Consider the following 26484-nt stretch of genomic DNA (forward strand, 5'->3'; position numbering starts at 1 on the left):
TGTCCCAAAATCTGTTTGATTATAAGAAAAAGAGTGGCAAAATCATGAATAAAATTATATAGATGATAACAAATATCCATGATGCTTTTTTACTTAAATGCAGTGTTGAATGTAAGATGACACCAAACAACCAAGCACTAATTAATGTTGATAAACGAATAGAACCAAGTTTCATATTGCCTGGATCAAAAATGTTCAATGAATCAATCGCAATTTCTTGAGGATCAATATGTGCAATCCATTGAATCACTAAAATAATCAAGGTGATAATCCCTGTAATAATGGTATAGCGAAGAATACTAGCAAAGATTGACTTCGCACTGACGTCGGCTTTAAAGATTTTGCCAATGATAAAGACAACAAGCATTGTAATACCAATCGCAACCCATACGCCGATAAATCCTCCAATCACACTTCCGTATTTCATGATGTTTGCAGTTTCTTCTGCTTGTGATTGAGATAAGCCGTTATCAATAAGCGTTTGTGTAAGATCAACTACAAACATTGACAAAACAGATGAAATAGCGGCAATGATAATCACGAGTAAAATTTTCAACCCTACTTTAGGTTGGTCGCGATCTTGTTCAAAAGAATCAATATGTAAAATTTTCGAATATTCCATCATAGAAGTCCTCCTCAATTTTTTTCAATTGTATTATAACATTATTATTATAAAAAATAATAGGCTATTTAAAATATAATTTTAATAGAATGTATAGGCTCTTTTTACGAATAAAATTAAAGAAAATGTAAAACTTGTATTTTTAATATTTTTTCATACCTATTTTATGATATGATGCAAATGACATCAAAAAATGGAATAAGGAGCGGTGTATTTTGAAAAAGAAAACACTTATCATATTATCAGTGGTTGGTGTGTTATTACTAGTAGGTATTGCATTATTAGTAAGAGCATTTGGCCAAGGTAATCATGACGATAACAAAGGGTACGATACATATAAGGTTCAAAAAGAAAGTCCGATACGAATTACAGGCAAAGTGTCTCCAAATTCTATCAAAACATATCAAAACAATTCGCAAGTCGGTGATTTTGTGAGTGTACAAGTTGAGGATGGTCAATATGTTCAACAAGGAACACCTCTAATCAATTATGATATCGATCCGACGCAGCGCCAAAAACTCGTTGATCAAATTAATCAAGCGAATGCTAAAGGAGATCAACAACAAATCGATAAGGCGATTAAACAACTTAATCGTTATGATGGACAAATTTATAATAGTGTCAACGCGACTTTCAGTGGTACAGTGGCAGTGGACAATTCAACTAATGTCAGTGAGGGTGAGCCGATTTTAAGACTCATTTCAAATGAACCTGAAATTCAAACGACTGTTTCAGAATTTGATTTGGACAAAATTAAAGTCGGTAATGACGTTAAAATTAAAGTAACAAGTAACGGTAAAACAGGCCAAGGGAAAATTACGAGAATTGGTCAATTGCCAACAAGTTATGACTCGCAATCTGCTTCACAATCAGGTGGGGGCGAAGCAATAGGTGGTATGGAAGGTGATGAAGAAGGACAAAGTTCTCTATCTACCAACAATCCAATTGACAGCAATCCTTCACTAGGTAAAGGAAATGAAACATCTAAATATCAAGTGATGATTGGAGAATTAGACTTCGATGTGAAAAATGGATATACAGTTGAAGCACAAATCCCACTTGATGCGCTTAAAATACCGAAAAGTGCACTTACAAAAGATGATAAAGTTTTTGTAGTGGACGATAAAAACATAGCACATAAACGTACAATTCAATATGATGAAAATAATGGAGATATTATCATCAAAAAAGGACTTAAAGCGAACGACAAAATCATTAAAAACCCTGACAATAAAGTGAAAGATGGCAAAAAGGTCGAGGTGTCTGAATGATAGAGCTTGTCGATGTTAATCGTCACTTTAAAAATGGTAATGAAACAAACCATATCCTTAAAGATATTAATTTACGTATCGATCAAGGAGAGTTTGTCGCAATCATGGGTCCATCTGGGTCAGGGAAGAGTACTTTAATTAATATTTTAGGATTTATTGACCGTGGTTACGATGGTAGTTACTATTTTAATGGTGACAATTATCAAAAGCGTTCAGACAATGAATTAGCAGAAATACGAAATGAAACGGTTGGGTTCGTATTTCAAAATTTCAAGTTGATTCAAAACAATACGATTCTTGAAAATGTCAGTATCCCATTATTGTATGCAGGTATTAATGCGAGTGAGCGCAAGCAGCGTGTCATAGAGATGTTGCACAATGTAGGTCTATTTGATAAAGAACACCTCATCCCGAACAAATTATCAGGCGGACAACAGCAACGTGTCGCAATAGCACGTGCAATTGTAAATAAACCTAAGTTCATTATCGCTGATGAGCCAACAGGTGCACTTGATTCTAAAACATCAAAAGATATCATGGAACTTTTTATGCAATTGAATCAAGAGCAAGGGACGACGATGATTGTCGTAACACATGACCCGAAAGTGGCACAGCAAGCAGATCGTGTTATTCACATATTAGACGGGCGTGTGCAACGAGAAGAGGTGAACCACCATGAGTAACTTAGGAAATATTATTAGTGTCTCACTTCGATCGATTTTAAAAAATAAAAGACGTAATATTTTTACGATGATTGGAATTATCATTGGGATTGCGGCTGTTATTACAATCATGTCGCTTGGGAATGGATTTAAGCAAACAGCGAATAAACAATTTAGTGATGCTGGCGCGTCTAAAGATGCGGCACTGATTAATTTTTTAGCGGATAACTTTGACAATCCGAATCCTGAGCCTTTTACGGATGCTGATATTGACCTTGCGAAACAAGTTGATGGAGTGACTGATGCACGAATTAAAGCAGACGATACGTTCGGTTTATCATCTGAAGCAGAAATCCCGAAGAAAAAGACAGATATCTCTATTGTGAAACAAAAAGAAGTGACAAATGCATCTGAAGGTAAAGGGTTTACTACGGATGATAATGATATGAAAAATCGAGTTGTTACGATTTCATCACAAGTAGCAGATGACCTTTTTAAAGGAGATGCAGTTGGCAAAACAATCTATATTGATGACATGGGGTTTGAAGTTGTAGGTATTTCGGATAATATGCAACTGCCAGATGTTGTTAAAATGCCAACACAAACAGCAGAACGTTATTTGCCTAATCTCAAGTCGTCATTCCCACAACTTGAAATTAAGTTTGATGATACATCAAAGAAAAAGAATATCGCTAATGATGTTGCGAAAAGATTGAATCAGAGTGGCTCGGCAACTGGTGATGGTGAGTATCAATACACTGATATGGAAGAAGCAATGAAGAGTATTGGAAAAATTTTCGATGGCATTACTTATTTTGTTGCTGCGGTTGCGGGAATTTCACTTTTTATTGCAGGTATTGGTGTAATGAATGTGATGTATATTTCAGTAGCGGAACGTACTGAAGAAATTGCCATACGACGAGCATTTGGCGCTAAAGGTCGAGATATCGAACTACAATTTTTAATTGAAAGTGTTATTTTATGTTTAATCGGTGGTATTATCGGTTTAATCATCGGTATTCTTATTGCATCTTTAGTAGATGTTTTAACGCCAGATTATATTAAGAGTGCAGTTAGTCTTGGTTCGATTATATTAGCAGTCGGTGTGTCTACATTGATTGGTATCGTGTTTGGATGGATTCCAGCACGCGCAGCTTCGAAAAAAGAATTGATTGATATCATTAAATAAATTAAAAAATGAGGTTCTGTAGTAAATCGGACTGGTGTATAAAAATTTCATTTATTTGATTATTCCATAAAGCCTCGCTTTTCTAGGCGCCTCACCTCAACTCATTTTAAGATTGAACTTACCCAATCTTAAAATGGATTTTCGGTTACGGCAAGATGCCTCAGAAGTCTTGGCTTAGGAAACCAATCAAATGTGCTATATTTATTCACACCCCTAAGTTATAAAATATGTTTTACCAACTCAATTTTACTGATTTTTTGTTGTATTAGAAGAGGCATTAATGTTCAAGACTTTATGATCACACAACGAAAAAGGCGTTATGCAATCCATTATTGCATAACGCCTTAATTTAATGCGACCAGTCCAATTTGACTGAGAGCTAAAAATGAGGTTGGTCTAACTCAAGCTTCTAGAAAACCGGTTCTCGGTATTAAAGGCGCTGTTGTTAGACCAACCTCATTTTATTTATATTTGATGAAAGTGACTAAGTGATTAGCCACCAAATAAGACTTTAAGGACATTGAATAAGGATTGAATCAGTTCTCCAATTGTTCCGCTCATAAGTGTTAGCCTCCTTGTATTATGATGTGACTTTTTCTGCAGCGACAAGATCTTCAGCAATATTGTGCCAGAAATTTTGGAGTTCTTCAGGCGTGCGTGATAAGTCTGTTGAATCTTGACCTACAAAATCAACGTGATCCCAGTCGTGACGGACATCTGTCACTTGCCATATGCCTTTTTGAATTTGATCTGTAGCTTTAACAAAGGCTTGGTTCGCCGGATGTAATGATGAAATGACTGAAACAAGACCATCATTTTCACGCCATTCAGGTTCTTTAGCTTTACCGATAACATTGGCAGTTAATGTAAATAAGAAGAATAGATCAAGGTCTGCTTTTTGTTTGCCAAATAATGTTGAATGTGTTGCTTCGCCTGTATAAGTTTTATAGACGATGTTTGGATTGAGTGATGTTTTTGCATTGAGTTCTGATGCGCCTTGACGAGTCAAATCATAGAAACCATTGTCTTTTGTTTTCCAGAGTGGATTTTCATTTTTGATGCGTTTGTAGTAATCGAGTAGTTTTTCACCTTCACCACGTTTAATGCCCCATTGATCAAGTCCGAATGAGACGCGTGCATCTGCGTTAGAAAGCATTTTCGCAAAGTCATACACAAATTGTCTTACAATGGGTTCGTTACCAATTTGGTCAGCTGCATGTGTTCCATTATGAGGTGTGCCGAGTGTTGTGATAGAAGCTACCATATTGTCATGATTACCAGCAAATAATGGTGAAATATCACCACCGTGTTCTTTTTGATAAGCGATTTCTTCTGCGCTTCCATGACGGAGCAATTCTTCTAATTGACGGATTGTTTGACCACCCATGCTATGACCGACTAAGTGTACTTTTTGGCCAGGTTGCCAATCTTTATATACACCCTCGTATGTTTTACCATAACGTGCATGGCCATATTTTTGGGCATGTGCGGCACCGTAATCCACACGTCCTCCTTTGATGTAGTAGTACAATTCGACAGCGCGATCATAGTTGCTACCAAAGGCACTAATACTTGCTTCATGCGTTTCATAGCCGTTCTTTTCTAAATCATCACGTATATTTAACTTGTCACCACCCCAATAATGCGCAAGAACTGATGGGTTGATGTCATCTGTGAATCCGTTGAAACCATGGACTAAAATAATAGGATACTTGTTTTTATAGAAGCCTTTTTTAGCTTTTTGGCTCGGTTGTTCTTGAAGTTTTTCGGCGTCACGTGTGTTTGTTTTGGATTGTGTTGTTGCGGCATTTGAATCCTTCAATGATGCTAAATCTTTATCAGGTGAAGAGTTGTCATCACTTGAAGGTTGTGACGATTTATTTGTATTCAATGCTTCTGGTACTTTGACATTATCTTTTGCTTTCGGTTCAGATGATGTGATTTCATGTAAGGGTTCTTTCGCTTTAGGTTCAGCCTCAACTGTCGTATTTTGTTGTGAAGATGTTTCGACAGTTTGCTTTGTATCATCTATATCCGGCTGTTGTTGTGTTTCTAATGATGACGTTACGGATTCATTTTGCTTTGGATGAGATAGATCTTGCTCCTTAGTCTTTTGATCTTCAGTTGATGTAGATGTGTCACGCGTTGGTGCTTCTGTAGTATTAGGATGTTCATCTGAAGATTGTAATGTCTGACTTGGATTCGAGTCTTTAGCAGTCTCATTTGAAACAGGCGCATCTTGTGATTTAGGTAACTGTTCATCATTTTTTGCAGTATTGTCAGATGTATCTAATGGTTGATTAGATTCAGCAGTAGTTTCAGTAGATGGTGTTTCGACTGATTCGTCTTCAGTGGTAGGTTTATCTGTTACATGCGTTTCAACTGATTCAGTTTTTTCTGTTGTTTCATCAGTTGTTGAGCCTGTTTCTGGATCTTCTGAAGTATGTAAATCAGATGTTTGTTCATTTACGACATCATTAGTATTTGATGTTGTCGTTTCAGTTTGTGGGTTTGTTTCGCTTGAAGTGACAGAATCAGTTTCGCTCGCTTGAGCCTGACCTGTACTGATGAAGAATAGTGATGCAATCATAATGGATGACGCACCGATGCTGAATTTACGGATGCTATATTTATTTTCCCTTTTGTTCATAATGGACACCTCTTAACTTTTAATATTACCCCAATAAAAAACGCCATTGTCCCATCATTAAACAAAAATATTAATCAAAATGCGCGGAATGAGTTCAAATAATTTACCGATTAACGCTAACATTATTGTGTCCCCCTTTCGTCAAAATGAAAAGGCTTTCAAATAAGTGAATATATCATACAATAATTTATAAATTATGTCAATGCTTAAAAAAACAAAAAGATTAATTTAAAGCATAGTTAATTTTTGGAAGATATATATCATATAATTATAATATTGTGAGGTTTGATTAATGGTGCAAATTGAATAGAATGTGATACACTGTATTTGAACAATGGAGGGATATCATATGGACAAACTATTTAAAAGTGTTGCCTATGTTGCTGGCGGTGTACTTGTACTCGTATTAGGCACTGTTGGTTATTTGACATATCAGCAATATCAAGTGGATGACTCGTTAGTTAATAAAGATTTTGGTGAAAATTAATAAAAATATCAATAAAGCATTTTTTAAGGGTATAGACATATCAGCTTTTTAATGAACGTTGTCTGAGTCCCTGAAACTGTGAAGACCCTTATAAGTTGGGGCGGAACAACAAATTTTGTGATTTGTTATTCCGCTCCTTCGTCGTTTATAGACATTGAGAAATGTTATCAAGGAGATGATTAAGATGGCAAGACGACATTATTTTCATCATGTCGAACATCGAAAAACACAAGCACATTCAAAGTCAACGTTATGGCTTTCGTTGATGATTACATTATTTTTTACGGTCGTTGAGTTTGTTGGAGGGATTGTATCTAACTCTCTTGCACTGTTGTCAGATTCTTTTCACATGCTCAGTGATGTTTTAGCCTTAGGTTTGTCAATGGTAGCGATTTACTTTGCGAACAAAAAGCCTACTTCAAATTATACGTTTGGTTTTTTACGTTTTGAAATTTTAGCTGCATTTTTAAATGGTTTGGCACTGGTAATTATTTCTTTATGGATTTTTTACGAAGCCATTATGCGTATCATTTATCCGAAACCTGTGGAAAGTGGTCTCATGCTTGTCGTGGCAACGATTGGTTTAGTAGTCAATATTGTGTTAACGGTTATTTTGATGCGTTCACTAAAAAGCGAGAATAATATTAATATTCAAAGTGCATTATGGCATTTTATAGGAGATTTACTTAATTCAGTAGGCGTTATTGTGGCAGTTATTTTAATCTATTTTACAGGTATTCAAATGATTGACCCTATTCTTAGTATGATTATAGCGGCAGTAATCTTACGTGGGGGATACAAAATCATCCGTAATGCATGGATTATACTGATGGAAGCTGTTCCGACCACGTTTGATACTGATGAAATTATTGAAACGATGATATCTGTAGAGCGTGTCTTAGATGTACATGAGTTTCATCTGTGGGCGATTACGACGGAACACTATTCATTAAGTGCCCATGTCGTATTAGACAGTAGACATAGTGACGATGCCTACGAAACCATTAATCAATTGGAGCGACTACTCAAAGAAAAATATGGCCTTCAACATACAACGCTACAAATCGAGCATTTAGATATTAATCAACTAGACGAGCAGTACTTTGACCACGTTAAATAAAAAGGGGCTGATGAGAAGCTCTCAATACTGTTTAGCATTTCTAAGTCAATCGTATAGTCAAAAACGCGACCCACAAAATCACTTGGGTCGCGTTTTTTGAATGTGATGATAAGAGGTTAAGTCGTTTCGCTTTCTTTTTGTTCAGGTTGTCCTGCTAGTAATAATGTCCATGTGACTAAGATGAATGGGAAGGTTAATATCGGTATACCAATCGGATCGAAAAATGTGGCTAAAGCTGCGTACATCATAGGTGTCATTAAGACAGTCAATAAAAATGCAACGATTGGATTGAGGTGATTGGCTGAACGAAATGTATAGCTCACTGCAATAATAGCTAAAATCAAGTTAAAACCGAATAATCCGTGGTTAATTGTAGCAATATCTGCGCCTAGAACAAACTCAAGTAATAGCCCTAATATATTGGCAATAAATACGTAAATTCCAGCACGTCTAGAGGCAATCAAACAAGCGATAGCGATTAATAGCCCTGTTAATAGGTGTTCGATTAAGAAAATTTGACTTAAGTTTTCAAAAAAGGCTTGAATTGGCTTGAAAGGTGTCTCCAAATCAACATTAATATTTGTAGTTAAAGGTAAAACGGATACATTGGTTTTTAAAAATTTAAATTGTTCAGCCATTAATAAGACAATCCATGTAATTAACACAAATGGTGTAGTCAATTCAGGCACGTTGAGTGGTTTTAAGAAACTTTTGATGGCTTGAGCAATAGGCATAGATAATAAAATGCTAAGCAAAATGATAAAGACGGCTTGCCAAGACCATTGTAAGAAGAGGGTCAAGTCAATAGCTATTAAAACAGGATTGAATCCTGCAAGGCCAGCATGAATCTCTTGGTGGCTATAATTAAAATACTTTGCAGTCATTAGACTCAATGCATTACCGATCATCGCAGCAAGACCCACTTTCCAATTCCCAATCCAAAGTGCGATTAAAATGAGTGCACCTGTCCATGTATTTTCTAATAAAACGACTTGCGAAATATTTTTGAAAAAGGGTTGTCCCCACTTGATCATCATGTCCACTTCTTTCTCATTTTAAGTGATGAATATGTTCAAAGATTATCACGATAAATAAGTCCTGACAATTATTATGATATAGGATTAAGTTACTTGACACATATTTGGATAAAGAAACAGTAATGTAAAAAATGCATGAAAATAGAGTGGAATTTAGGTTAATTGAAAGGTTTAAAACTGAATAAAGAAGCTTTTGTTTAAATTTATATATCAATTATGAAAATGAAAACTATTCTCATATAGCTTTGTGAATTGATAAAATATTTTGATAAGACTATAATCTGTATCGTGGAGTTACTATTTTGATTTAAAGGAGACGAGAGACCATGTATTTTACTCAGCGTGAACAAGATAAACTTATGCTTGTTGTTGCGGCAGATTTAGCCAAACGCCGTAAAGAGAGAGGATTGAAGTTAAATCATCCAGAAGCTGTGGCCCTGATTAGTTATGAAGTGCTAGAAGGGGCACGTGACGGTAAAACAGTTGCAGATTTGATGAGTTATGGCCGAGAAATATTGTCTAAAGATGATGTGATGGAAGGTGTTGAAGCTTTGATTACCGATATCGAAATCGAGGCGACATTTCCAGATGGCACTAAATTAGTGACAATTCATCATCCAATTGTGTAGGAGGGGAAAGTATGAAACCAGGTGAAGTAATCGTTCATAAATCAGAAATTATGATTAATCAAAATCGTGACAATACTAAAATCAAAGTAAAAAATATGGGCGACCGCCCAATTCAAGTAGGATCACATTACCATTTTTATGAGGCAAATAAAGCGTTAGAGTTTGATCGTGATTTAGCATACGGTAAACATTTAGACATTCCAGCAGGTGCTGCGGTTCGATTTGAGCCCGGTGATGAAAAAGATATCCGCCTTGTACGTTATGCAGGACGCCAACATATATACGGTTTTCACGGTGAGGTAGATGGTCCGATTGACGAATCACGTGTAACACCTCCAAATATGGACGAAGGAAGTGAAGTCAAATGAGTTTTAAAATGACAGAATCTCAATATACGAGTTTATACGGTCCGACAACTGGGGACTCCATTCGTTTAGGTGATACAGATTTATTTGCCAAAGTTGAAAAAGATTATGCATCATTTGGTGATGAGGTTACTTTTGGCGGCGGTAAAGTTATACGTGACGGTATGGGTCAAAACCCGAACATGACTCGAGATAGCAAACGTGTGGCGGATTTAGTGATCACAAATGCGGTTGTGATTGATTATGATAAAGTCATTAAAGGTGATATCGGTATTAAAGGCGGCTATATTATGGGCATCGGTCGAGCTGGAAACCCTGATATTATGGATGATGTGGATATCGTAATTGGATCAGCAACAGATGTAATCGCTGGAGAAGGCAAAATTGTAACAGCGGGTGGTATTGACACACACGTACACTTTATTAACCCTGAACAAGCTGAAGTGGCTTTAGAAAGTGGTATCACGACACATATTGGTGGAGGTACTGGTGCTTCAGAAGGATCCAAAGCGACAACTGTTACACCAGGGACATGGTATGTACATCGTATGTTAGAAGCGGCAGAATCGCTACCAATTAATGTTGGATTTACAGGAAAAGGACAGGCCGCTAGTCATACGGCATTAATCGAACAAATTCATGCGGGTGTAATTGGACTAAAAGTGCATGAAGACTGGGGTGCAACGCCATCAGTATTACGAAATGCATTAGAGGTAGCCGATGAGTATGATGTTCAGATTGCTCTGCATGCTGATACTTTAAATGAAGCAGGGTTTATGGAAGATACTATGGAAGCTATTGGAGATAAAGTGATTCATATGTATCATACAGAAGGGGCTGGTGGGGGTCATGCACCAGACTTAATCAAGTCTGCAGCGTATCCCAATGTACTTCCGTCATCAACGAATCCTACGCTCCCTTATACACATAATACGATTGATGAGCATTTAGACATGGTTATGATTACACATCATTTAAATGCGTCTATTCCAGAAGATATTGCATTCGCAGACTCTCGTATCCGCAAAGAAACGATTGCAGCAGAAGACGTTTTACAAGATATGGGTGTATTCAGTATGATTAGTTCTGACTCTCAAGCGATGGGACGCGTTGGTGAAGTAATCACTCGCACATGGCAAGTCGCACATCGTATGAAACAACAGCGAGGCCCTTTAGAAGGCGATGGTGAATATGATGATAACAATCGAATTCGTCGCTATATCGCCAAATATACTATCAACCCAGCTATTACGCATGGTATTTCTGAATATGTTGGATCAGTTGATCAAGGCAAACTTGCAGACTTAGTGATTTGGGATCCGCGCTTTTTCGGGGTAAAACCTGAAATGGTCGTTAAAGGTGGCTTGATTAATGTTGCGGTTAACGGTGATGCCAATGGGTCGATCCCAACTTCAGAGCCATTAAAATATCGTCATATGTATGGACAACTTGGTGGTAACCTACAAAGTACAGCTGTGACATTTGTATCAGAAGCGGCATATATGTCGGGAATTCGTCGTACTTTAAACCTTAAACGTCATGTGCGTCCAGTACGTAATATTCGTCAACTGACTAAAAAAGATATGAAAAACAACACTGCTACGCCAAAACTTGACGTTGATCCGCAAACATATGAAGTGTTTGTAGATGGTGAAAAAATAACAAGCGAACCAGCCACTGAACTGCCACTCGCACAACGTTACTTCTTATTCTAATCAAAATGTATCAATCAAACACCCTAGCTTTTCGACTCGTTCAACAGCTAGGGTGTTTTCATATGGATGTGGCTTGTATATTTTGTAAGAGCATGTTAAATTTTGAAGTGTCAAAATCGTAATATTTACGATTTAAGTTAATCAAAGTGAGGGACTGACATGATATTATCAGATCGTGATATTCATCAATTTTTAAAGCAAGGACTACTTAAGATTGAACCTTGTATTGAAGAACATATAGAACCTGCATCTGTCGATTTAACATTAGGATGCCATTATTTAAAACCACAGCCTTCAAAAAGTGGTATTCAAAAACTAAGTGAGCCCATTACATATGAAGAAATTGTCCAAGACTCTGTCGTCATTCCTGCACATGCTTTTATACTAGCAACGACAGAAGAATATTTAACGCTACCAGCAGAATTGACGGGCTTTATCGAAGGGCGTAGTTCAGTTGGTCGTGCAGGCTTATTTATTCAAAATGCGGGATGGGTTGACCCGGGATTTGAAGGGAAAATCACGCTTGAATTATATAATGCGAATGATTTTCCACTTGAAGTTTCGAAAGGACAACGAATCTGCCAAATTGTACTTGCTATGACGAAAACAACGCCAAAAGTTGTGTATCAAGGTAAATATCAAGGCCAGAATACAACAACAGGCAGTCGTTTTTTCCGTGATTGGATGAAGGACGGCGGTTATTAGTGGATATTGTAGTGCTGACGGGGTTTTTAGGAAGCGGAAAAACATCACTTTTAAATGCATTGGTACGGGACGTAAAGTCCAAACAACAGAAAGTGGCAGTAATTATGAATGATTTTGGTCACCAAAATGTAGATGCACATCTTGTAGATGAAGAGGTTGAAGTGATGCCGCTTACCAATGGATGTGTTTGTTGTACATTAAAAGAAGACTTAACGGCGCAACTCCATGAAATATATCTTGAGCATCAACCTGATATAGTATTTGTAGAATGTAGTGGCGTTGCACATCCAGTCGAAGTTTTGGATGCATGCTTAACGCCTGTACTGACACCTATTACCACACATGTAGACATTTTGGGTATATTAGATGCTGTATCGATAAGCGATGATAGGGACTACCCTGAAGACATTCAACAGTTAATGTATGCGCAACTCAAATATTCGAGCACAATACTTGTGAACAAAATTGACTTAGTGGACACGACAGCATTATTAGAAGTGATTGACTATGTACAGCATACCTTTCCCAATACACCATACCAATTAACACAATATGGCGATGTCACGCTTGATGTGATGCAACATCAATCCCGACACATATCAGGACACGAAGTTGCGCATCATCATAGTCATCTTAATCATTTTATATATGAGATTGAAACAGCTATTCCCCAGCATGCGCTTTTAGAATGTATAAAACAATTACCCGGCACAGTATATAGAGTAAAAGGCTTTGTAAATATAGAGGGATATCAACAACAGTGCATTGTACAATTCGTTCCCAACCAACTCGATATCAAACCTGCAGCAATGCAGCTACCATCTTATATCGTTGTAATAGGATATCAACTTGACGTTGTGCAATTAAAGGAGATTTTTGATGAAATGGTCATTTCGTCGTAACAGTGTAGCGCATTAAAATTTGAATAGGCTAGGATTTGGACTAGTCTTGTGGGGATCGATAAACGGTGTTTCGCAAGTAGGATTCTCGACAGAATGTCATGACTCGACAAAATTTGGGGAACAATTTTGCTCGTCATTCCATTCTGCTTGAATCCTGAGCACTTGCTCAACAACCTTGTGATAGACGGTGTTTCGCATGCAGAGTTTTCGGCATAACTTCGCAATTCTTCAAAATTTGAGGAACAATTTTTTGAATTGCTTGAGTTATGCTCAAACTCTAATCGCATGCTCAATAACCTTGATAGACGGTGTTTCGATTGCTGACTTCTCAACAGAACTACACAGTTTCACAAAATTTGGGGAGCAATTTTGTTCACTGTTAGGTTCTGCTCGAAGTCAAACCGCAAACTCAACAACCTTTTTTTACAATCGTTTTTGGTATATTTTGTATAATAACGGATAGACTGGTTTGATGAAGTCGCCGATTAATTCTTCAATATGTCCGCCGAATCCTTTTTTGAAGTCTAATACGCCGTAATCTTCAGCTTGAGGTGTAAAGTCTCCTGTAATTCCAAAAAAGTTATAACGACATATTTTTTGATCTAATGCGTATCGAATCATATTCCATTGAAGGGCGTAATTTCCCATGTAACGATTAAATTTAGGGTTAGATCCACTATACATATATGTAAGTTCATCGTCAGTTTGTACGAAAATAGCTGATGCTAAATACAATGTCTTTCCATATTCTTCATATAATGCTTTGGCCTCAGCTTTTCGCTTGTTGATACTATTGACTATAATTTCTTGTTCTTTAAGAACGTTGCGTTTTTTCTTTGATGGTGCTGTGTCAACAGCTTTTTGAAGTTCTTGTCGTTTGGTTTCAGCTTCTTGCCAATCTCGAGCTAAATGTTCAAGATGCTCATCAAGGTTTAAATAAGCAACTTTTAAATGTGTCATACATCCATATGTAGATAGAAATTTTTTCAAGTCTGCTCTAGAAAATAATGAAAAATGATGTTTTTTTTCAGCCATTCGATATAAATCATAAAAAATATCAAATTCGTCTTCGCTCAAGTCTCGAACTTTAACCCCCATTTCAATGGATTTACGGATACTGCGCGCGGTTGTATAATCCATAGCCTCTAAGATTGCTTCTTCATTTCGTCCTTTTAATGCGAGAATCGACAACCATCGAGCTTGGCTAAATTGACTGTAGCCAGTGGTAAATCCTTGATGGTGATAGCCGAGCTTTTTCAAACGAGACATCCAAACAGAGTTATCTTTAGATCTCAAAATGTCCCCGTGATGGTTGCGTATATTTTCGACAACATATGGATCGACTAATACAAAAATAGTTTTTTGACGACGAAAGTATCGCGTTAATGATTTGAAGTAATATTCAACCAGTTCAATGTTGTGGTAATCCATGATTGGTCCACGATGGCTATAAGCATAATTGAAAAACTTCATAATAGGAGCCATTGTAAAAAGACCGGCCGCAATCACTTGCTCATTATCGTCTTTAACGCCTAATAAGACAACCGGTTGCTGATGCGCATTACGATAATTAAAATGCTCAAGCGTTTGTGTGTATTGACTTGAATGTTGTTTGATAAAACTTGCATACTCATCTTGAGTAAGTTTTGTGAAATACATAGCATTCTCTCCTTCTTTTATATAAAATTATCATGTTTAAACTATATATTCCACAAAATTTAGCCCTCTTAGAGAATAAATTTAGCTAAAAATGATTTTTATATAATTTATAAGTAAATTTTTAGTATTATTGTGAAAGCGTTATCAAAATGGTATAATAATGGTGAATTGAAGATGTTTTTGTGAGGAGTACATATTTTGAGGAGGGATGTACACATGTATCAAAATATTTTAGTGCCGTATGACTTTGGCAATAGTTTTAATAATATACCTCAGCAACTTGTTAATTTAACTTATGCAGTTGAGAATTATAGTATTGTGGTATTTAATGTCATTTCAGAAACAGAACTTGCAAATTATGTACGCTATCAAGGTAAACATTTTGAAGAGGTGGTTGAAGAGAAAAAAGAGGAGATGCAACCATTTTTAGCAAAACTTGATCAAGAAGGGCTGAAGTATCAAGTGAAGTTTACGACAGGCACGCCGACAAAATCAATCGTTGAAGAAGTAGAAGAGAATGATTATGATGTTGTTGTAATGAGTAATAAGCGTTCTGAAATAGACATCAAGCACGTATTAGGACATGTTACACATAAAATTGCAAAACGTGTAAACGTGCCAGTATTGATTGTGAAATAATTTTTCAACGGCTCTCAGTCAAATTGGACTGGTCGCATTAAATTAGGGAGTTATGCAATAATGGATTGCTTAACTCCTTTTTCGTTGTGTGATCATAAAGTCTTGAACATTAATGTCTCTTTTAATACGACATAAATCAGTAAAATTGAGTTGGTAAAACATACTTTATAACTTAGGGGTGTGAATAAATATAGCACATTTGATTGATTCCTAAACCGAGACTTCTGAGGCGCCTAGAAAAGCGAGGCTTTATGGAACAATCAAATAAATGAAATTATTTATATACCAGTCCGATTTACTATAGAACCTTTTCAACAAGGCTCAATGCTTTCATGGACTGAATGGTCATGTTAGTGTTGAGTTTTTTATTTTGGATTTTACGTACGGGGTTGAAGAGGACGTGTTAAGATATGTAATGATAAGACGTGATGAGGTGACAGTATGGATATTAAGCAAATGACATATTTTGTAGAAATTGTAAAACAAGGAGGAATGACAAGAGCAGCAGAAGCGCTTTATATCGCACAGCCTACAATTAGTAAAGCCATCAAAGAATTAGAGCACGAGCTCGGTAATGCATTGTTTGATCGTTCAAAACGTCAACTCACTTTAACTGATGTTGGGGAAGTGTTTTATGAGAAGTCTCTTGAGATTTTAAATTTATATGGAAATTTGCCAAATGAAATTAGTAGTGTTTTAGGTGTTGAGCAAGGTCATATTACCATTGGTTTATCAGCGATTATGGATATGGAACGATTTAGTCGTGTGCTGGGGACATTTCATCAAAAATATCCAAGCGTTACTTTCAATTTAATTGAAAATGGTGGTAAAACAATCGAAACGCAAATTCGAAAAGGGGATATCAATATCGGTGTAACGTCACTGCCTGTTGATAACATGCAATTTGACTCTTTTCCATTGTATTCTGAAAAGTTCCAAGTTGTGGCACATAGTTCACACCCATTGGCACAACAACAAACAGTTGAAATATCAGCGTTGAAAGATGAAGATTTTATATTATTTAATGAAGACTTTTATTTGAATGATAAAATTATTGCGGCTGCACGTAAAGTAGGATTTGTTCCTAATATTGTTTCTAAAATTTCGCAGTGGCACTTTATTGAACATTTATTAAGTGCCAAGATGGGCATCAGCATCCTACCAGAAAACATCGTAAATATTATTAGCCAAAATCAAAATATCAGTGTGCTTCAACTAAGTGATGCTGAATTGCAATGGGAAATGGGGGTCATTTGGAAAAAAGATGTCTATCTCAATCATGCGACACAAACTTTTTTAGATTATCTCAACATCCATCATTAGCATTGATGTGATCAAATCATAGCTAAAAGTAATAGGTTATATGAAAAACCTATATTTTTATTATGAGTTGGCGCGAGTTATAATGAAACTACTCGAATGAAGAAAGGATGTTGAAAATGACTGTTAGAAAAGTGTTACGTACATTAACACAAATTGTGATGATTTATGTGATTACCTTGTCAGGTAATTGGATTCAACAGTTTTTTCACATCCCAATTGCAGGAAGTATAATTGGAATGCTGTTATTCTTTATACTCTTACAATTGAAAATCATTAAAGTAGAATGGATTAAAGAAGGTGCCAACTTTCTACTGACGATGATGGTATTTTTCTTCGTTCCATCTGTGGTAGGTGTGATGGATGTTATCACTGAAATGGACTTAAACTTTATTATCTTTTTCTTGTTACTGGTAATAGGTACCATTCTTGTTGCATTATGTTCAGGATTAGTTGCTGAAAAAATGACAATGGGGTATTTATTCCAACAACCCCGAGGTGACAAGTAATGTGGGTTCAAGCAATAGTGATGATTGCCCTAACAATGATTATCTTTTGTCTTGCCCGAATGGTTTATTTAAAGTTTAAATCACCATTTCTCAACCCCGCATTGATAACAGCGATAGGTGTAATAGTCATATTACTCTTATTCCATCAAGACTATCATGCTTATATGGTTGGCGGTAAATGGATTAATCATTTACTCAGTTGTACAGTGGTTTGCTTAGCATATCCGTTGTATGTCAACCGTCAAAAAATCCTTAGACATTTCCAAACGATCTTTACGAGTGTTATTACAGCAGTAATTCTAAACTTTTCCCTAATATTTTTCTCTCTCAAATTACTCGGATACAGTCGTGAAGATATTGTTACTTTATTGCCTCGTTCAATCACAGCCGCTGTTGGGATACAAGTATCACATCAGCTAGGTGGCGAGGATACGTTAACGTCGATGTTTATCATCGCAACCGGTATATTAGGAAGTATTTTAGGCGCCATACTCATCAAAATGACAAACTTCCAATCCTCCATCGCGCGTGGGATGACATTTGGTAATGCGTCACATGCATTTGGGACTGCCCGAGCCCTTGAGATGGACATTGAGTCTGGTGCTTTTAGTTCGATTGGCATGATACTTACAGCTGTGATAAGTTCAATCATGCTACCCCTATTGTTGATGTTATTCTATTAGTTCTGACATGTCATGGTATGACCCTAGATACCATGGCATGTTTTTATGATTAAAGGAGATATTTTGATATAAAGACACTTAGCTTTGCTATGTCTAAACGCTTATTACACAGTGGAATGTGTCACAATTGTTACAGCTCGGGAGCAGTCATAGTCGAAATGAAGTCCTTTGTGATAAAATGGGGAGAGTGAGTATTAGATTGGCGGAGGTGTTAAGATAGGATGTATACCATTATTATTATTTTAGGTATATTGACATTTGTGTCATGGACATTTGCAGTGCTTGCTTTCAGAAAAAATGAAGATCACACAAGTCAAAAGCCAACGAACCTGGCTATTATTTCAGCAGTTATTACAACACTTTGGATTATGTTGATGATTATTCGAAGTTTAAATTAGTTTTGATTAAAATGATATCTTATCAATCGTATCATTCACTATAAAGCTACTATAAAATCTTTCAAAGGAGACGTTTTGTCATAGACTTTGAAGGATTTTTTATTTTAACAATTACTTTGAAAGATATTGTCTAATTTTATATTTGGTGCTACACTCTTATTGATAATGATTTTCATTATCAAAAATATGAAGGAGACAGAGCGATGCGAATTTTAATGAATGGTTATGTTTTATTGGTCATCCTCTGTATTCTTACTGTTTGTTCCTTATTTATTGGTGTGAGTAGTGTTTCGGTAGCGGATGTGTTTCGTTTGGATGATAAGCAACTTAATATTTTATTTGCTAGTCGTATTCCTAGAACGGTAAGTATCCTTATTGCTGGTAGTAGCCTAGCTTTGTCAGGATTAATAATGCAACAGATGATGCAAAATAAATTCGTGAGTCCGACGACTGCAGGAACGATGGAGTGGGCGAAACTTGGGATATTGATTTCGTTGATTTTTTTTCCATCGCAGCATATTTTTTTGAAGCTCATCTTTGCGGTTCTCTGTAGTGTGATAGGAACATTTTTATTTGTTCAAATTATTCAACGTATTCAGTTTAAAGACGTGGTTTTTGTCCCTTTAGTTGGCATTATGATAGGTGGTATTGTTTCTAGTTTTTCAACGTTTATCGCTTTACAAACAAATGCTGTACAAAGTATTGGAAACTGGTTAAATGGCAATTTTGCGATTATTACAAGTGGGCGATATGAAGTTTTATATCTTAGTTTACCGCTACTCATATTGACATATGTATACGCTAATCAGTTTACAATAGCAGGTATGGGACGTGATTTTAGCCAAAGTTTAGGTTTGAATTATCAATTTGTTATGAATATGGGATTAATGATTATTGCAACAATTACTGCATTAGTTGTTGTAACTGTAGGAACGTTACCTTTTTTAGGTTTGATTGTCCCAAATATAGTAGCTATTTTTAAAGGTGATCACTTAAAGTTTGCTTTGCCTCACACAGCGATGCTCGGAGCGATTTTTGTAATGATTTCAGATATTTTAGGTCGTTTAATCGTTTATCCATATGAAATCAATATTGGTCTAACAATTGGTGTATTTGGAACTGTGATTTTCATCTTAATGTTGATGAAAGGGCGTCATCAATATGCACAATAAACCGTTGTATCGATTAATGATTTTATGTGGTGTGACAGTTGTATTCTGTTTTATTTATTTATTTTTAGGGTTAGATTTCGAAATATTTGAATATCAATTTACAAGTCGTTTACGTAAATTAATCCTTATATTATTAGTGGGTGGCGCAATTGGGACCTCTACAGTCATTTTTCAGGCTATTACGGTCAATCGATTATTAACACCTTCAATAATTGGGCTAGATGCGGTGTATATATTTAGTAAAGTACTTGTCTTGTTTATATTTGGTACAAGCTCCATATGGGTCACGCATCTTTATATTAATTTTTCAATATCGCTTATCATAATGATTATTTTTGCATTACTATTATTTGAGGGAATATTTAAGTTTGGTCAATTTTCGGTCTATTTTATTCTACTTATTGGGGTCATTTTAGGTACGTTTTTTAGAAGTTTCACAGGATTTTTAGAATTACTAATTAATCCTGAAGACTTTTTAGCGATACAGAGTGCGATGTTTGCTAATTTCGATGCTTCAAATCCATTATTAGTTACTTTATGTGCGATAGTATTAAGTATTTTATTTGTTATTACATTGGTTTGTTTGCCGTACTTAGATGTATTATTACTTGGAAGAGCTCAAGCTATAAATCTAGGTGTTAACTATACCGCTTTAGTACGATTTTTATTTATTCTTGTCGCATTAATGGTAGCTGTTGCCACATCATTAGTAGGTCCTATTACATTTTTAGGACTTCTTGCAATCAATATTGCACATGAATTTATCAAAACATTTGAACATCGCTATATGTTACCAGCAACACTATTTGTTAGTTGGATTAGCCTGTTATTAGGACAATGGGTTATTGAAAATATTTTTGAAGCGACAACACAAGTGAGTATTTTAATCAACTTAATAGGTGGCGTTTACTTTATTTATCTATTAATTCGGAGGAGGACAACGACATGATTTGTATTCGTGAATTAAATCAAACGATTGATCAGAAATCAATCTTGTCAGATATTAATGTTGATATTCAAAAAGGGAAGTTGACCTCTCTCATTGGCCCTAATGGAGCTGGTAAAAGTACCTTGTTATCAGCTATTAGTCGTCTTAATGCATTTGATAGTGGTGAGATTTTAATAGATAATCAAAAGGTTGAAGATTACCCTTCGATTGAACTGGCTCAAAAGTTGTCAGTATTAAAGCAAGCGAACCATACAGAATTGAATATTACAGTTGAACAACTTGTCAATTTTGGGCGATTTCCGTACTCAAAAGGACGTTTGACACCAAAAGATCGAAATCACATTAATGAAGCTATTCGCTTACTCAAACTAGAACCTATTCGTCATCGTTATTTGAAAACGCTATCAGGTGGTCAACGTCAACGCGCTTATATTGCAATGACGATTGCACAAGATACGGATTACATTTTATTGGATGAACCACTCAATAATTTAGATATGAAACACTCAGTACAGATTATGCAAATATTAAGAGAACTTGCAATGTTTTATGACAAAACAATTGTTATTGTAGTACATGATATCAACTTTGCTTCTGTTTATTCAGATTACATTGTCGCACTTAAAGAAGGAAAAGTGATTAAATCTGCAGAAAAAAATGAAGTGATAGATACACATGTACTGCAACAAGTTTATGATATGAATGTCAGAATTGAAGACATACAAGGTCAAAAGATATGTATATACTTTGATGAATCACCTTGTCAATATCATCAAGTTCACAAAGCACTTTTTAAGGTATCAACAGGAGGATAAAAATGAAAAAATTAGGTATATTATTAATAATAGCACTCATGTTTGTGCTTGTTGCTTGTAGCAATAATGAATCCTCTCAATCAAAAGAGGATCAGAAATCAGATAAAGTAAAAACAGTCAAAATTCAAAATGATTTTATGATGCGTGGTGAAGCAGAAGACGGTAGTGAAGACAAAGCATTCCAAAATACAGTTGAAGTTGTTCAAAATCCTGAAAAAGCAATTGTATTAGATTATGGAGCGGCAGATACAATGCATGCCCTTGGTTTAGAAGATAAAATTGTAGGATTACCAAAAGGTGAGAACAACGCCTCTTTACCTGATTTTATGGATGAGTTTAAAAGTGATGATTATGAGAATACAGGAAGCTTAAAAGAAGTTAACTTTGATGTAATTGCGAAAGCTAAACCAGATGTCATTTATCTATCAGCACGAACAGCAAATCAAAAAACGATGGATGAATTGGAAAAAGCAGCACCTGAAGCGGCACTAGTTTATATGGGTGCAAATAATGATAACTATATTGAATCAATGAAAATGAACACACAAACTATTGGTAAAATATATGACAAATCTAAAGAAGCACAAGCGCTTAATGATGAATTAAATCAAAAAATAGATCAAATGAAATCAAAAACGAAGGATTTAGACAAAACAATGATGTACCTTTTAGTAAATGAAGGTGAATTATCAACGTTTGGCGCTGGATATCGCTTTGGTAATTTGATTTATGACACCCTTGGCTTTAAACCAGCTGATAATCAGATAAAAGGAAGCTTACATGGACAAAATGTTACAAATGAATATGTAAGTGAGAAGAATCCAGACATTATTTTAGCGATGGATCGTGGCCAAGCGGTTGGTGGAAAATCAACAGCACAACAAGTATTGAACAATGACGTTTTGAAAAACGTGAGTGCTATAAAAAAAGGCAATGTAGTCGAAATTGACCCTAAATTATGGTATTTTGCAGCAGGTTCAACAACTACAACAATTAAACAAATTGAAGAACTTGATAAAGCGCTAGATTTGAAATAAGACAATAAAAAGACGTGTATCGAACAAATTTGTTTAGATACACGTCTTTTGCGCTAATTATGGAATTTAGTTAAAGGCACGCATGAATATGAAAAGTATGTAACGCTATCATAGTTTAAACAGTCTTATCGAAATTGTTTTTGACGAAACGATTTAAGATATTGACTAAATCTTCCATATCGTTATCTTCAAATATAAGTTCTTCAGAGACTTGACGTGACAGTTGCTTAATTTCAGCTTTGACGCGTCTTCCTTCGTCAGTAAGGGATAAGTTGAGATTGCGTTCATCATCAGGATTACGCAATTTTTGAACAAGTCCTTTGCTGACGAGTTTTTTGATTAAAGGCGTAAGGGTACCAGAGTTTAGAAAAATACGATCACCAAGTTCTTTAATATTTAATACCTCTTCATCACCAATTGAAGTCAACGTAATGTAGCCAGTATATGTTAGATCGAAAGGCCTTAAATGTGTTGAATATTTTTTAATGACTTCTTTTGATGAGACGTAACACAAAAAACATAATTCACTTTTGAGTTTTGGGTCATTTTTTGGCATCATAGCACCTCCAAGTTATATAATAAATTTATTATAACACTTCTTGCTTGCATGACTTAATCATTTAAAATATAATCAAATCACGCTTGATTTAATTAAAGATATATACATTAGTGAAGAAAGGTGGTATAGTATGCCCTTAAATAATCACTTTGATGATATTTTAAAAGGTAGACGATCAGTAAAAGTCTTTGATGAAAATGTAAAAATACCCCGTTCAGAAATGGATGAAATACTTACAAAAGCCACGCTTGCACCTTCATCAATCAACATGCAACCGTGGCGTTTAGTTGTAGTGGATACTGAGGAAGGTAAAGAAAAATTAAGACCACTTGTAAGATTTAACTCACGTCAAAATGACACTTCAGCAGCGATGATTGTCATTTTTGGAGATATGCTCAATTATGAGTATGCTGAAGACATTTATGGTGCGGCTGTTGAAAAAGGCTATATGCTAAAAGAGATTAAAGAAGAGCTTGTAGAGCGTTTCGTAACGATGTATAAAGCACTAGATAGACAAGCGATGAATGATATTGTGAAAGTGGATAGTAGTTTAATGGCGATGCAATTGATGCTTGTGGCTCGTCAATATGGCTATGATACAAACCCAATCGGAGGATTTGATCGCGAAAATATTGCACAAGCGTTTGATTTAGATCCAGAACGCTATGTACCGGTAATGATTGTTGCTATTGGAAAAGAAGCGGTAGAAGGCCGTCCATCATATCGATTACCCATCAATAAAATTGTACAATACCACTAAATATAATATTTATAAGATCGGAATTATAAAAATAGTTTTCAAAATATACCTGTCTCGATATAATGAGATTAGGTATATTTTTTATAGAATTCTTAACTTGTTAATACAAAAAACCAATAAAATATAGTACTATATAAAAAACTAAAAAAAGAAGTGGTAAAAATGCTTTTTGAGAACTGGTTATCCCTAAATGATTATATTTTAAGGCATAATGATGAAGTAGGTAAAAAACACAGATTCCTCTCTTTTGATGACTATCATAAATATGCACAGTTTCTGGAACTTACTCATATTTATAAAGCTGCAGCACGAGAACTTAGCACTAAATTAATCATTTTAGATGAAGACTTTCAAATCAAAAATGAACATAACCCGATTCATAACATACAACGACGTATTAAAAAAATATCAAGTTTAGTTGAAAAGTTAGAGCGAAAAGGGCTGCCAGTTTCAGCTGAGGCCGCTCAAAAGCATATTATGGATATTGCTGGTATTCGGGTAGTATGCAAGTATATTGAAGACATTTATACTATGGAGTCTTTATTGCTTAAACAAGATGACATTAAGTTATTAAAGCGAAAAGACTATATCTTAAAGCCTAAGAGAAATGGTTACAAAAGCTTGCATATTGTTGTCTCAATATCAATTTTTTTAACTGATCAGAACACTGCAATTGAAGTTCCGGTAGAAGTACAATTACGCACAATAGGTATGGATATGTGGGCAAGTTTAGAGCATAGACTCCATTATAAAAACACAAAAGGTTGTACAAAATTTTATAGAGATATATTAAAAGAGTGTGCAGATGATATTGCGCGAATAGAACGAAAAATGCAACGTGTACATCTGAATATTCAACAACATGATTCGACAAATTATCATTCAAATGAAGACGAATTAAAGTAGGGGTGAATAGTATGCATATCAAAAAAGAGGTCATTCATTACTCCACCCTACTCAATGTTGGAACGACACGAAACTACTTAAGACGATATAAGCTGCGTTGTCCATTAGGCAATGAGTCTATAAATGGTTCTGGATCTTCCGCAAATCGGTTACCAATCCCGCCTTTCATACGTTGGAAGTGAAGATGAGGGCCTGTTGTTCGCTCACCTGTATTTCCTGACTTTGCTATAACATCACCTGTTTCGACAGAATCTCCAACTTTAACTTCATAGTCACTCAAATGCATAAACCATTCGTAATAACGTCCATTTTCTTCTTTTATTTCGAGTACATTGCCACCTAAATCATCTTTGAAAATACGCGTGACCACGCCATCAGTTGGGGCAAGTATATCTGTACCAACTGGTAAACGATAATCTATCCCATAATGACGATTATCGCCATCAAATGATAAATTATAATTATATGTGCCAAATCCATGTGTCTTACGATCTTGTTCAAACCATTCATTTGCTTGATTATCGTACCATTTTGAATAGTCTTGTTGATAGTCATTCAAATGATTCGTGATATATATAATGATTATTCCAATAATTATCAAACTTATAATCGATACAATCCAATTTTTCATTTTAACCCCTCACCTAGACGAATGAAATGTTTCTTTATTGTAAATAGAGCGTATGTATAGCGCAATACAAATGCTTACAGAGCGAAAAGATACATAAAGAGACGTATAAGGTCATCAGACTAAAGTAGTATAGTGAAGCTATTTTATTGAGGGCTAATTGATAAATGCAAAAGAACGTAAAAGCTATTGTCAAAGTGTGACCTATCGAACATTACAATAGATTAAAATGAATACGCTTTTTTTAACACTTCTAAGGGAAGTGTTTTTGATTTAAAAGCAATTAGCACATCAGATGTTGGATTATTTTAATAATATGTTTTAAAAATTTAATATCACCCAATAAGCATTGTTTATAAATATAAACCACAGTATGATGAATAAAAAGAAATCATATGAGAATACGAAAGGAGTGTACAATGCAGAGCATAATAGAATGTACCAATTTAAAAAAGATATATCAAAATGGTGAAACAGAAAACAAAGTACTCAATAATATCAATTTAATTGTTGAGCAAGGAGATTTTATTTCTATAATGGGAACTTCGGGTGTTGGAAAATCGACATTAATTAATATATTAGGGTTGATTGATTCAGATTTCGAAGGAGCATATTGCTTTAATCATGCTGCTGTCAAAGAAATGAACGATGATGAATTATCAGAATATAGAAATAATTATATTGGATTTATCTTTCAAAACTTCAATTTAATCGATGAATATAATGTAAAAGAGAATATTTTACTTCCCTTTTTATATACGAGTCGGAAGTCGAGCGCAAATAAAATCAATGAACTAGCTAAAAAAATGAATATATTTGATAAATTGAGTGAATACCCACCAAATTTATCTGGGGGACAAAAGCAAAGAGTAGCGATAATGAGAGCACTCATTAATCAACCTCAAGTCATCATAGCTGATGAGCCTACGGGATCTCTAGATGAAGAGACGAGAGATGAGATTTTAGATATATTAGTACAACTGAACAAAGAGGGGAAAACAATTATATTAGTGACACACGATCCAAAAGTCGCAAATAAAAGCTCTAAAATTTTAGAAATAAAAGAAGGTCAATTAATGGAGAAATTAGGTTAAAA

General features: G+C 35.2%; 28 protein-coding genes. 22 read left to right on the forward strand and 6 right to left on the reverse strand.

Annotated elements, in window-relative coordinates; all coding sequences use genetic code 11:
• Positions 1-19 precede the first annotated feature (19 nt).
• Positions 20-622 (reverse strand): YIP1 family protein, encoded by a 603-nt coding sequence (locus C7J90_RS04525; protein WP_158701906.1) that lies wholly within the window; start codon positions 620-622, stop codon positions 20-22.
• A gap of 215 nt (positions 623-837) precedes the next feature.
• Between C7J90_RS04525 and C7J90_RS04530 the strand changes: the two genes are divergently transcribed.
• The 3 genes from C7J90_RS04530 to C7J90_RS04540 are packed head-to-tail and all read left to right on the forward strand — an operon-like array spanning position 838 to position 3744.
• The gene (locus tag C7J90_RS04530; protein ID WP_103209126.1) at positions 838-1893 is read left to right on the forward strand and encodes an efflux RND transporter periplasmic adaptor subunit; all 1056 of its coding nucleotides are present in this window, start codon (positions 838-840) and stop codon (positions 1891-1893) included.
• On the forward strand, positions 1890-2576 hold the full coding sequence (locus C7J90_RS04535) for an ABC transporter ATP-binding protein (RefSeq protein WP_103209124.1): 687 nt from the start codon (positions 1890-1892) through the stop codon (positions 2574-2576). Before C7J90_RS04530 ends, C7J90_RS04535 begins: the two co-directional genes overlap by 4 nt.
• Positions 2569-3744: an ABC transporter permease gene (locus C7J90_RS04540; RefSeq protein WP_103209122.1), complete on the forward strand. Its 1176-nt coding sequence runs from the start codon at positions 2569-2571 to the stop codon at positions 3742-3744. The genes C7J90_RS04535 and C7J90_RS04540 overlap by 8 nt, the downstream gene beginning before the upstream one ends.
• Positions 3745-4324: 580 nt before the next feature.
• Here C7J90_RS04540 and lip read toward each other — a convergent pair.
• Positions 4325-6394 (reverse strand): YSIRK-targeted triacylglycerol lipase, encoded by a 2070-nt coding sequence (lip, locus tag C7J90_RS04545; RefSeq protein ID WP_103207227.1) that lies wholly within the window; start codon positions 6392-6394, stop codon positions 4325-4327.
• Between the two features lie 349 nt (positions 6395-6743).
• Between lip and C7J90_RS11965 the strand changes: the two genes are divergently transcribed.
• Both C7J90_RS11965 and C7J90_RS04550 read left to right on the forward strand, forming a co-directional pair.
• A complete protein-coding gene (locus C7J90_RS11965) occupies positions 6744-6881 on the forward strand; it encodes a hypothetical protein (protein WP_167388986.1) in 138 nt (45 codons plus the stop codon).
• A 184-nt stretch (positions 6882-7065) separates the two neighbouring features.
• A complete protein-coding gene (locus C7J90_RS04550; protein ID WP_103207225.1) occupies positions 7066-8001 on the forward strand; it encodes a cation diffusion facilitator family transporter in 936 nt (311 codons plus the stop codon).
• Between the two features lie 116 nt (positions 8002-8117).
• On the opposite strand, the gene yut is transcribed toward C7J90_RS04550, so the two are convergent.
• Complete coding sequence (gene yut, locus C7J90_RS04555) at positions 8118-9038, reverse strand: urea transporter (RefSeq protein WP_232618883.1); 921 nt, start codon at positions 9036-9038, stop codon at positions 8118-8120.
• A gap of 326 nt (positions 9039-9364) precedes the next feature.
• Between yut and C7J90_RS04560 the strand changes: the two genes are divergently transcribed.
• The 5 genes from C7J90_RS04560 to C7J90_RS04580 all read left to right on the forward strand — a co-directional run bounded on the left by C7J90_RS04560 (position 9365) and on the right by C7J90_RS04580 (position 13354).
• Positions 9365-9667 (forward strand): urease subunit gamma, encoded by a 303-nt coding sequence (locus C7J90_RS04560; protein WP_103207222.1) that lies wholly within the window; start codon positions 9365-9367, stop codon positions 9665-9667.
• 11 nt (positions 9668-9678) lie between these two features.
• Entirely contained in the window at positions 9679-10035 is a 357-nt protein-coding gene (locus tag C7J90_RS04565; RefSeq protein ID WP_103207221.1) for an urease subunit beta, read from the forward strand.
• Complete coding sequence (gene ureC, locus C7J90_RS04570) at positions 10032-11747, forward strand: urease subunit alpha (RefSeq protein ID WP_103207219.1); 1716 nt, start codon at positions 10032-10034, stop codon at positions 11745-11747. Before C7J90_RS04565 ends, ureC begins: the two co-directional genes overlap by 4 nt.
• 159 nt (positions 11748-11906) lie before the next feature.
• Positions 11907-12452 (forward strand): dCTP deaminase, encoded by a 546-nt coding sequence (gene dcd / locus C7J90_RS04575; protein ID WP_103207218.1) that lies wholly within the window; start codon positions 11907-11909, stop codon positions 12450-12452.
• Positions 12452-13354: a CobW family GTP-binding protein gene (locus tag C7J90_RS04580; protein WP_103207216.1), complete on the forward strand. Its 903-nt coding sequence runs from the start codon at positions 12452-12454 to the stop codon at positions 13352-13354. Before dcd ends, C7J90_RS04580 begins: the two co-directional genes overlap by 1 nt.
• A 423-nt stretch (positions 13355-13777) precedes the next feature.
• Here the strand turns inward: C7J90_RS04580 and C7J90_RS04585 are convergent, their stop codons facing one another.
• On the reverse strand, positions 13778-15013 hold the full coding sequence (locus tag C7J90_RS04585) for an aminoacyltransferase (RefSeq protein ID WP_103207215.1): 1236 nt from the start codon (positions 15011-15013) through the stop codon (positions 13778-13780).
• Positions 15014-15229: 216 nt separating this feature from the next.
• Between C7J90_RS04585 and C7J90_RS04590 the strand changes: the two genes are divergently transcribed.
• From C7J90_RS04590 to C7J90_RS04625, 9 genes are all read left to right on the forward strand, one after another.
• The gene (locus C7J90_RS04590) at positions 15230-15652 is read left to right on the forward strand and encodes a universal stress protein (protein WP_103210069.1); all 423 of its coding nucleotides are present in this window, start codon (positions 15230-15232) and stop codon (positions 15650-15652) included.
• 441 nt (positions 15653-16093) lie between these two features.
• Complete coding sequence (gene cidR, locus C7J90_RS04595) at positions 16094-16975, forward strand: cidABC operon transcriptional activator CidR (RefSeq protein ID WP_103210067.1); 882 nt, start codon at positions 16094-16096, stop codon at positions 16973-16975.
• A 116-nt stretch (positions 16976-17091) separates the two neighbouring features.
• Positions 17092-17481: a CidA/LrgA family protein gene (locus C7J90_RS04600; protein ID WP_232332032.1), complete on the forward strand. Its 390-nt coding sequence runs from the start codon at positions 17092-17094 to the stop codon at positions 17479-17481.
• Complete coding sequence (locus tag C7J90_RS04605) at positions 17481-18164, forward strand: LrgB family protein (RefSeq protein WP_103210063.1); 684 nt, start codon at positions 17481-17483, stop codon at positions 18162-18164. The genes C7J90_RS04600 and C7J90_RS04605 overlap by 1 nt, the downstream gene beginning before the upstream one ends.
• A 221-nt stretch (positions 18165-18385) precedes the next feature.
• The gene (locus tag C7J90_RS11970) at positions 18386-18562 is read left to right on the forward strand and encodes a hypothetical protein (RefSeq protein WP_167388987.1); all 177 of its coding nucleotides are present in this window, start codon (positions 18386-18388) and stop codon (positions 18560-18562) included.
• A gap of 203 nt (positions 18563-18765) precedes the next feature.
• Positions 18766-19734 (forward strand): ABC transporter permease, encoded by a 969-nt coding sequence (locus tag C7J90_RS04610; RefSeq protein WP_103210062.1) that lies wholly within the window; start codon positions 18766-18768, stop codon positions 19732-19734.
• Positions 19724-20683 (forward strand): iron chelate uptake ABC transporter family permease subunit, encoded by a 960-nt coding sequence (locus tag C7J90_RS04615; protein WP_103210060.1) that lies wholly within the window; start codon positions 19724-19726, stop codon positions 20681-20683. The genes C7J90_RS04610 and C7J90_RS04615 overlap by 11 nt, the downstream gene beginning before the upstream one ends.
• Complete coding sequence (locus tag C7J90_RS04620; protein WP_103210058.1) at positions 20680-21498, forward strand: iron ABC transporter ATP-binding protein; 819 nt, start codon at positions 20680-20682, stop codon at positions 21496-21498. The genes C7J90_RS04615 and C7J90_RS04620 overlap by 4 nt, the downstream gene beginning before the upstream one ends.
• Before the next feature lie 2 nt (positions 21499-21500).
• Entirely contained in the window at positions 21501-22535 is a 1035-nt protein-coding gene (locus C7J90_RS04625) for a ferrated catecholamine ABC transporter substrate-binding lipoprotein SstD (RefSeq protein WP_103210056.1), read from the forward strand.
• A gap of 115 nt (positions 22536-22650) precedes the next feature.
• On the opposite strand, the gene C7J90_RS04630 is transcribed toward C7J90_RS04625, so the two are convergent.
• On the reverse strand, positions 22651-23091 hold the full coding sequence (locus C7J90_RS04630; protein WP_106465101.1) for a MarR family winged helix-turn-helix transcriptional regulator: 441 nt from the start codon (positions 23089-23091) through the stop codon (positions 22651-22653).
• A gap of 133 nt (positions 23092-23224) precedes the next feature.
• Here C7J90_RS04630 and C7J90_RS04635 point away from each other — a divergent pair, with 133 nt between their 5' ends.
• Together C7J90_RS04635 and C7J90_RS04640 are read left to right on the forward strand one after the other, a co-directional pair.
• Positions 23225-23854 carry a nitroreductase family protein gene (locus tag C7J90_RS04635; protein ID WP_103210054.1) on the forward strand — a complete coding sequence of 210 codons (630 nt, stop codon included), beginning with the start codon at positions 23225-23227 and terminating at the stop codon, positions 23852-23854.
• A 162-nt stretch (positions 23855-24016) separates the two neighbouring features.
• The gene (locus tag C7J90_RS04640; protein WP_103210052.1) at positions 24017-24760 is read left to right on the forward strand and encodes a GTP pyrophosphokinase; all 744 of its coding nucleotides are present in this window, start codon (positions 24017-24019) and stop codon (positions 24758-24760) included.
• 73 nt (positions 24761-24833) lie between these two features.
• On the opposite strand, the gene C7J90_RS04645 is transcribed toward C7J90_RS04640, so the two are convergent.
• Positions 24834-25391 (reverse strand): M23 family metallopeptidase, encoded by a 558-nt coding sequence (locus C7J90_RS04645; protein WP_103210050.1) that lies wholly within the window; start codon positions 25389-25391, stop codon positions 24834-24836.
• Positions 25392-25807: 416 nt separating this feature from the next.
• On the opposite strand from C7J90_RS04645, the gene C7J90_RS04650 reads away from it, so the two are divergent.
• Positions 25808-26482 carry an ABC transporter ATP-binding protein gene (locus C7J90_RS04650; protein WP_103210049.1) on the forward strand — a complete coding sequence of 225 codons (675 nt, stop codon included), beginning with the start codon at positions 25808-25810 and terminating at the stop codon, positions 26480-26482.
• Positions 26483-26484: the final 2 nt, after the last annotated feature.

The organism is Staphylococcus felis, from assembly GCF_003012915.1.
GTDB classification, from domain to species: domain Bacteria; phylum Bacillota; class Bacilli; order Staphylococcales; family Staphylococcaceae; genus Staphylococcus; species Staphylococcus felis.

Coding starts and splice junctions, on each gene's coding strand:
- C7J90_RS04630 (WP_106465101.1), bottom strand. CDS start 23,091: ATGCCAAAAAATGACCCAAAACTCAAAAGTGAATTATGTTTTTTGTGT.
- C7J90_RS11965 (WP_167388986.1), top strand. CDS start 6,744: ATGGACAAACTATTTAAAAGTGTTGCCTATGTTGCTGGCGGTGTACTT.
- C7J90_RS04560 (WP_103207222.1), top strand. CDS start 9,365: ATGTATTTTACTCAGCGTGAACAAGATAAACTTATGCTTGTTGTTGCG.
- C7J90_RS04605 (WP_103210063.1), top strand. CDS start 17,481: ATGTGGGTTCAAGCAATAGTGATGATTGCCCTAACAATGATTATCTTT.
- C7J90_RS11970 (WP_167388987.1), top strand. CDS start 18,386: ATGTATACCATTATTATTATTTTAGGTATATTGACATTTGTGTCATGG.
- C7J90_RS04600 (WP_232332032.1), top strand. CDS start 17,092: ATGACTGTTAGAAAAGTGTTACGTACATTAACACAAATTGTGATGATT.
- C7J90_RS04525 (WP_158701906.1), bottom strand. CDS start 622: ATGGAATATTCGAAAATTTTACATATTGATTCTTTTGAACAAGATCGC.
- C7J90_RS04620 (WP_103210058.1), top strand. CDS start 20,680: ATGATTTGTATTCGTGAATTAAATCAAACGATTGATCAGAAATCAATC.
- C7J90_RS04645 (WP_103210050.1), bottom strand. CDS start 25,391: ATGAAAAATTGGATTGTATCGATTATAAGTTTGATAATTATTGGAATA.
- C7J90_RS04585 (WP_103207215.1), bottom strand. CDS start 15,013: ATGTATTTCACAAAACTTACTCAAGATGAGTATGCAAGTTTTATCAAA.
- yut (WP_232618883.1), bottom strand. CDS start 9,038: ATGATGATCAAGTGGGGACAACCCTTTTTCAAAAATATTTCGCAAGTC.
- C7J90_RS04550 (WP_103207225.1), top strand. CDS start 7,066: ATGGCAAGACGACATTATTTTCATCATGTCGAACATCGAAAAACACAA.
- C7J90_RS04640 (WP_103210052.1), top strand. CDS start 24,017: ATGCTTTTTGAGAACTGGTTATCCCTAAATGATTATATTTTAAGGCAT.
- C7J90_RS04565 (WP_103207221.1), top strand. CDS start 9,679: ATGAAACCAGGTGAAGTAATCGTTCATAAATCAGAAATTATGATTAAT.
- C7J90_RS04535 (WP_103209124.1), top strand. CDS start 1,890: ATGATAGAGCTTGTCGATGTTAATCGTCACTTTAAAAATGGTAATGAA.
- C7J90_RS04625 (WP_103210056.1), top strand. CDS start 21,501: ATGAAAAAATTAGGTATATTATTAATAATAGCACTCATGTTTGTGCTT.
- C7J90_RS04540 (WP_103209122.1), top strand. CDS start 2,569: ATGAGTAACTTAGGAAATATTATTAGTGTCTCACTTCGATCGATTTTA.
- lip (WP_103207227.1), bottom strand. CDS start 6,394: ATGAACAAAAGGGAAAATAAATATAGCATCCGTAAATTCAGCATCGGT.
- dcd (WP_103207218.1), top strand. CDS start 11,907: ATGATATTATCAGATCGTGATATTCATCAATTTTTAAAGCAAGGACTA.
- C7J90_RS04610 (WP_103210062.1), top strand. CDS start 18,766: ATGCGAATTTTAATGAATGGTTATGTTTTATTGGTCATCCTCTGTATT.
- C7J90_RS04590 (WP_103210069.1), top strand. CDS start 15,230: ATGTATCAAAATATTTTAGTGCCGTATGACTTTGGCAATAGTTTTAAT.
- C7J90_RS04615 (WP_103210060.1), top strand. CDS start 19,724: ATGCACAATAAACCGTTGTATCGATTAATGATTTTATGTGGTGTGACA.
- ureC (WP_103207219.1), top strand. CDS start 10,032: ATGAGTTTTAAAATGACAGAATCTCAATATACGAGTTTATACGGTCCG.
- C7J90_RS04635 (WP_103210054.1), top strand. CDS start 23,225: ATGCCCTTAAATAATCACTTTGATGATATTTTAAAAGGTAGACGATCA.
- cidR (WP_103210067.1), top strand. CDS start 16,094: ATGGATATTAAGCAAATGACATATTTTGTAGAAATTGTAAAACAAGGA.
- C7J90_RS04650 (WP_103210049.1), top strand. CDS start 25,808: ATGCAGAGCATAATAGAATGTACCAATTTAAAAAAGATATATCAAAAT.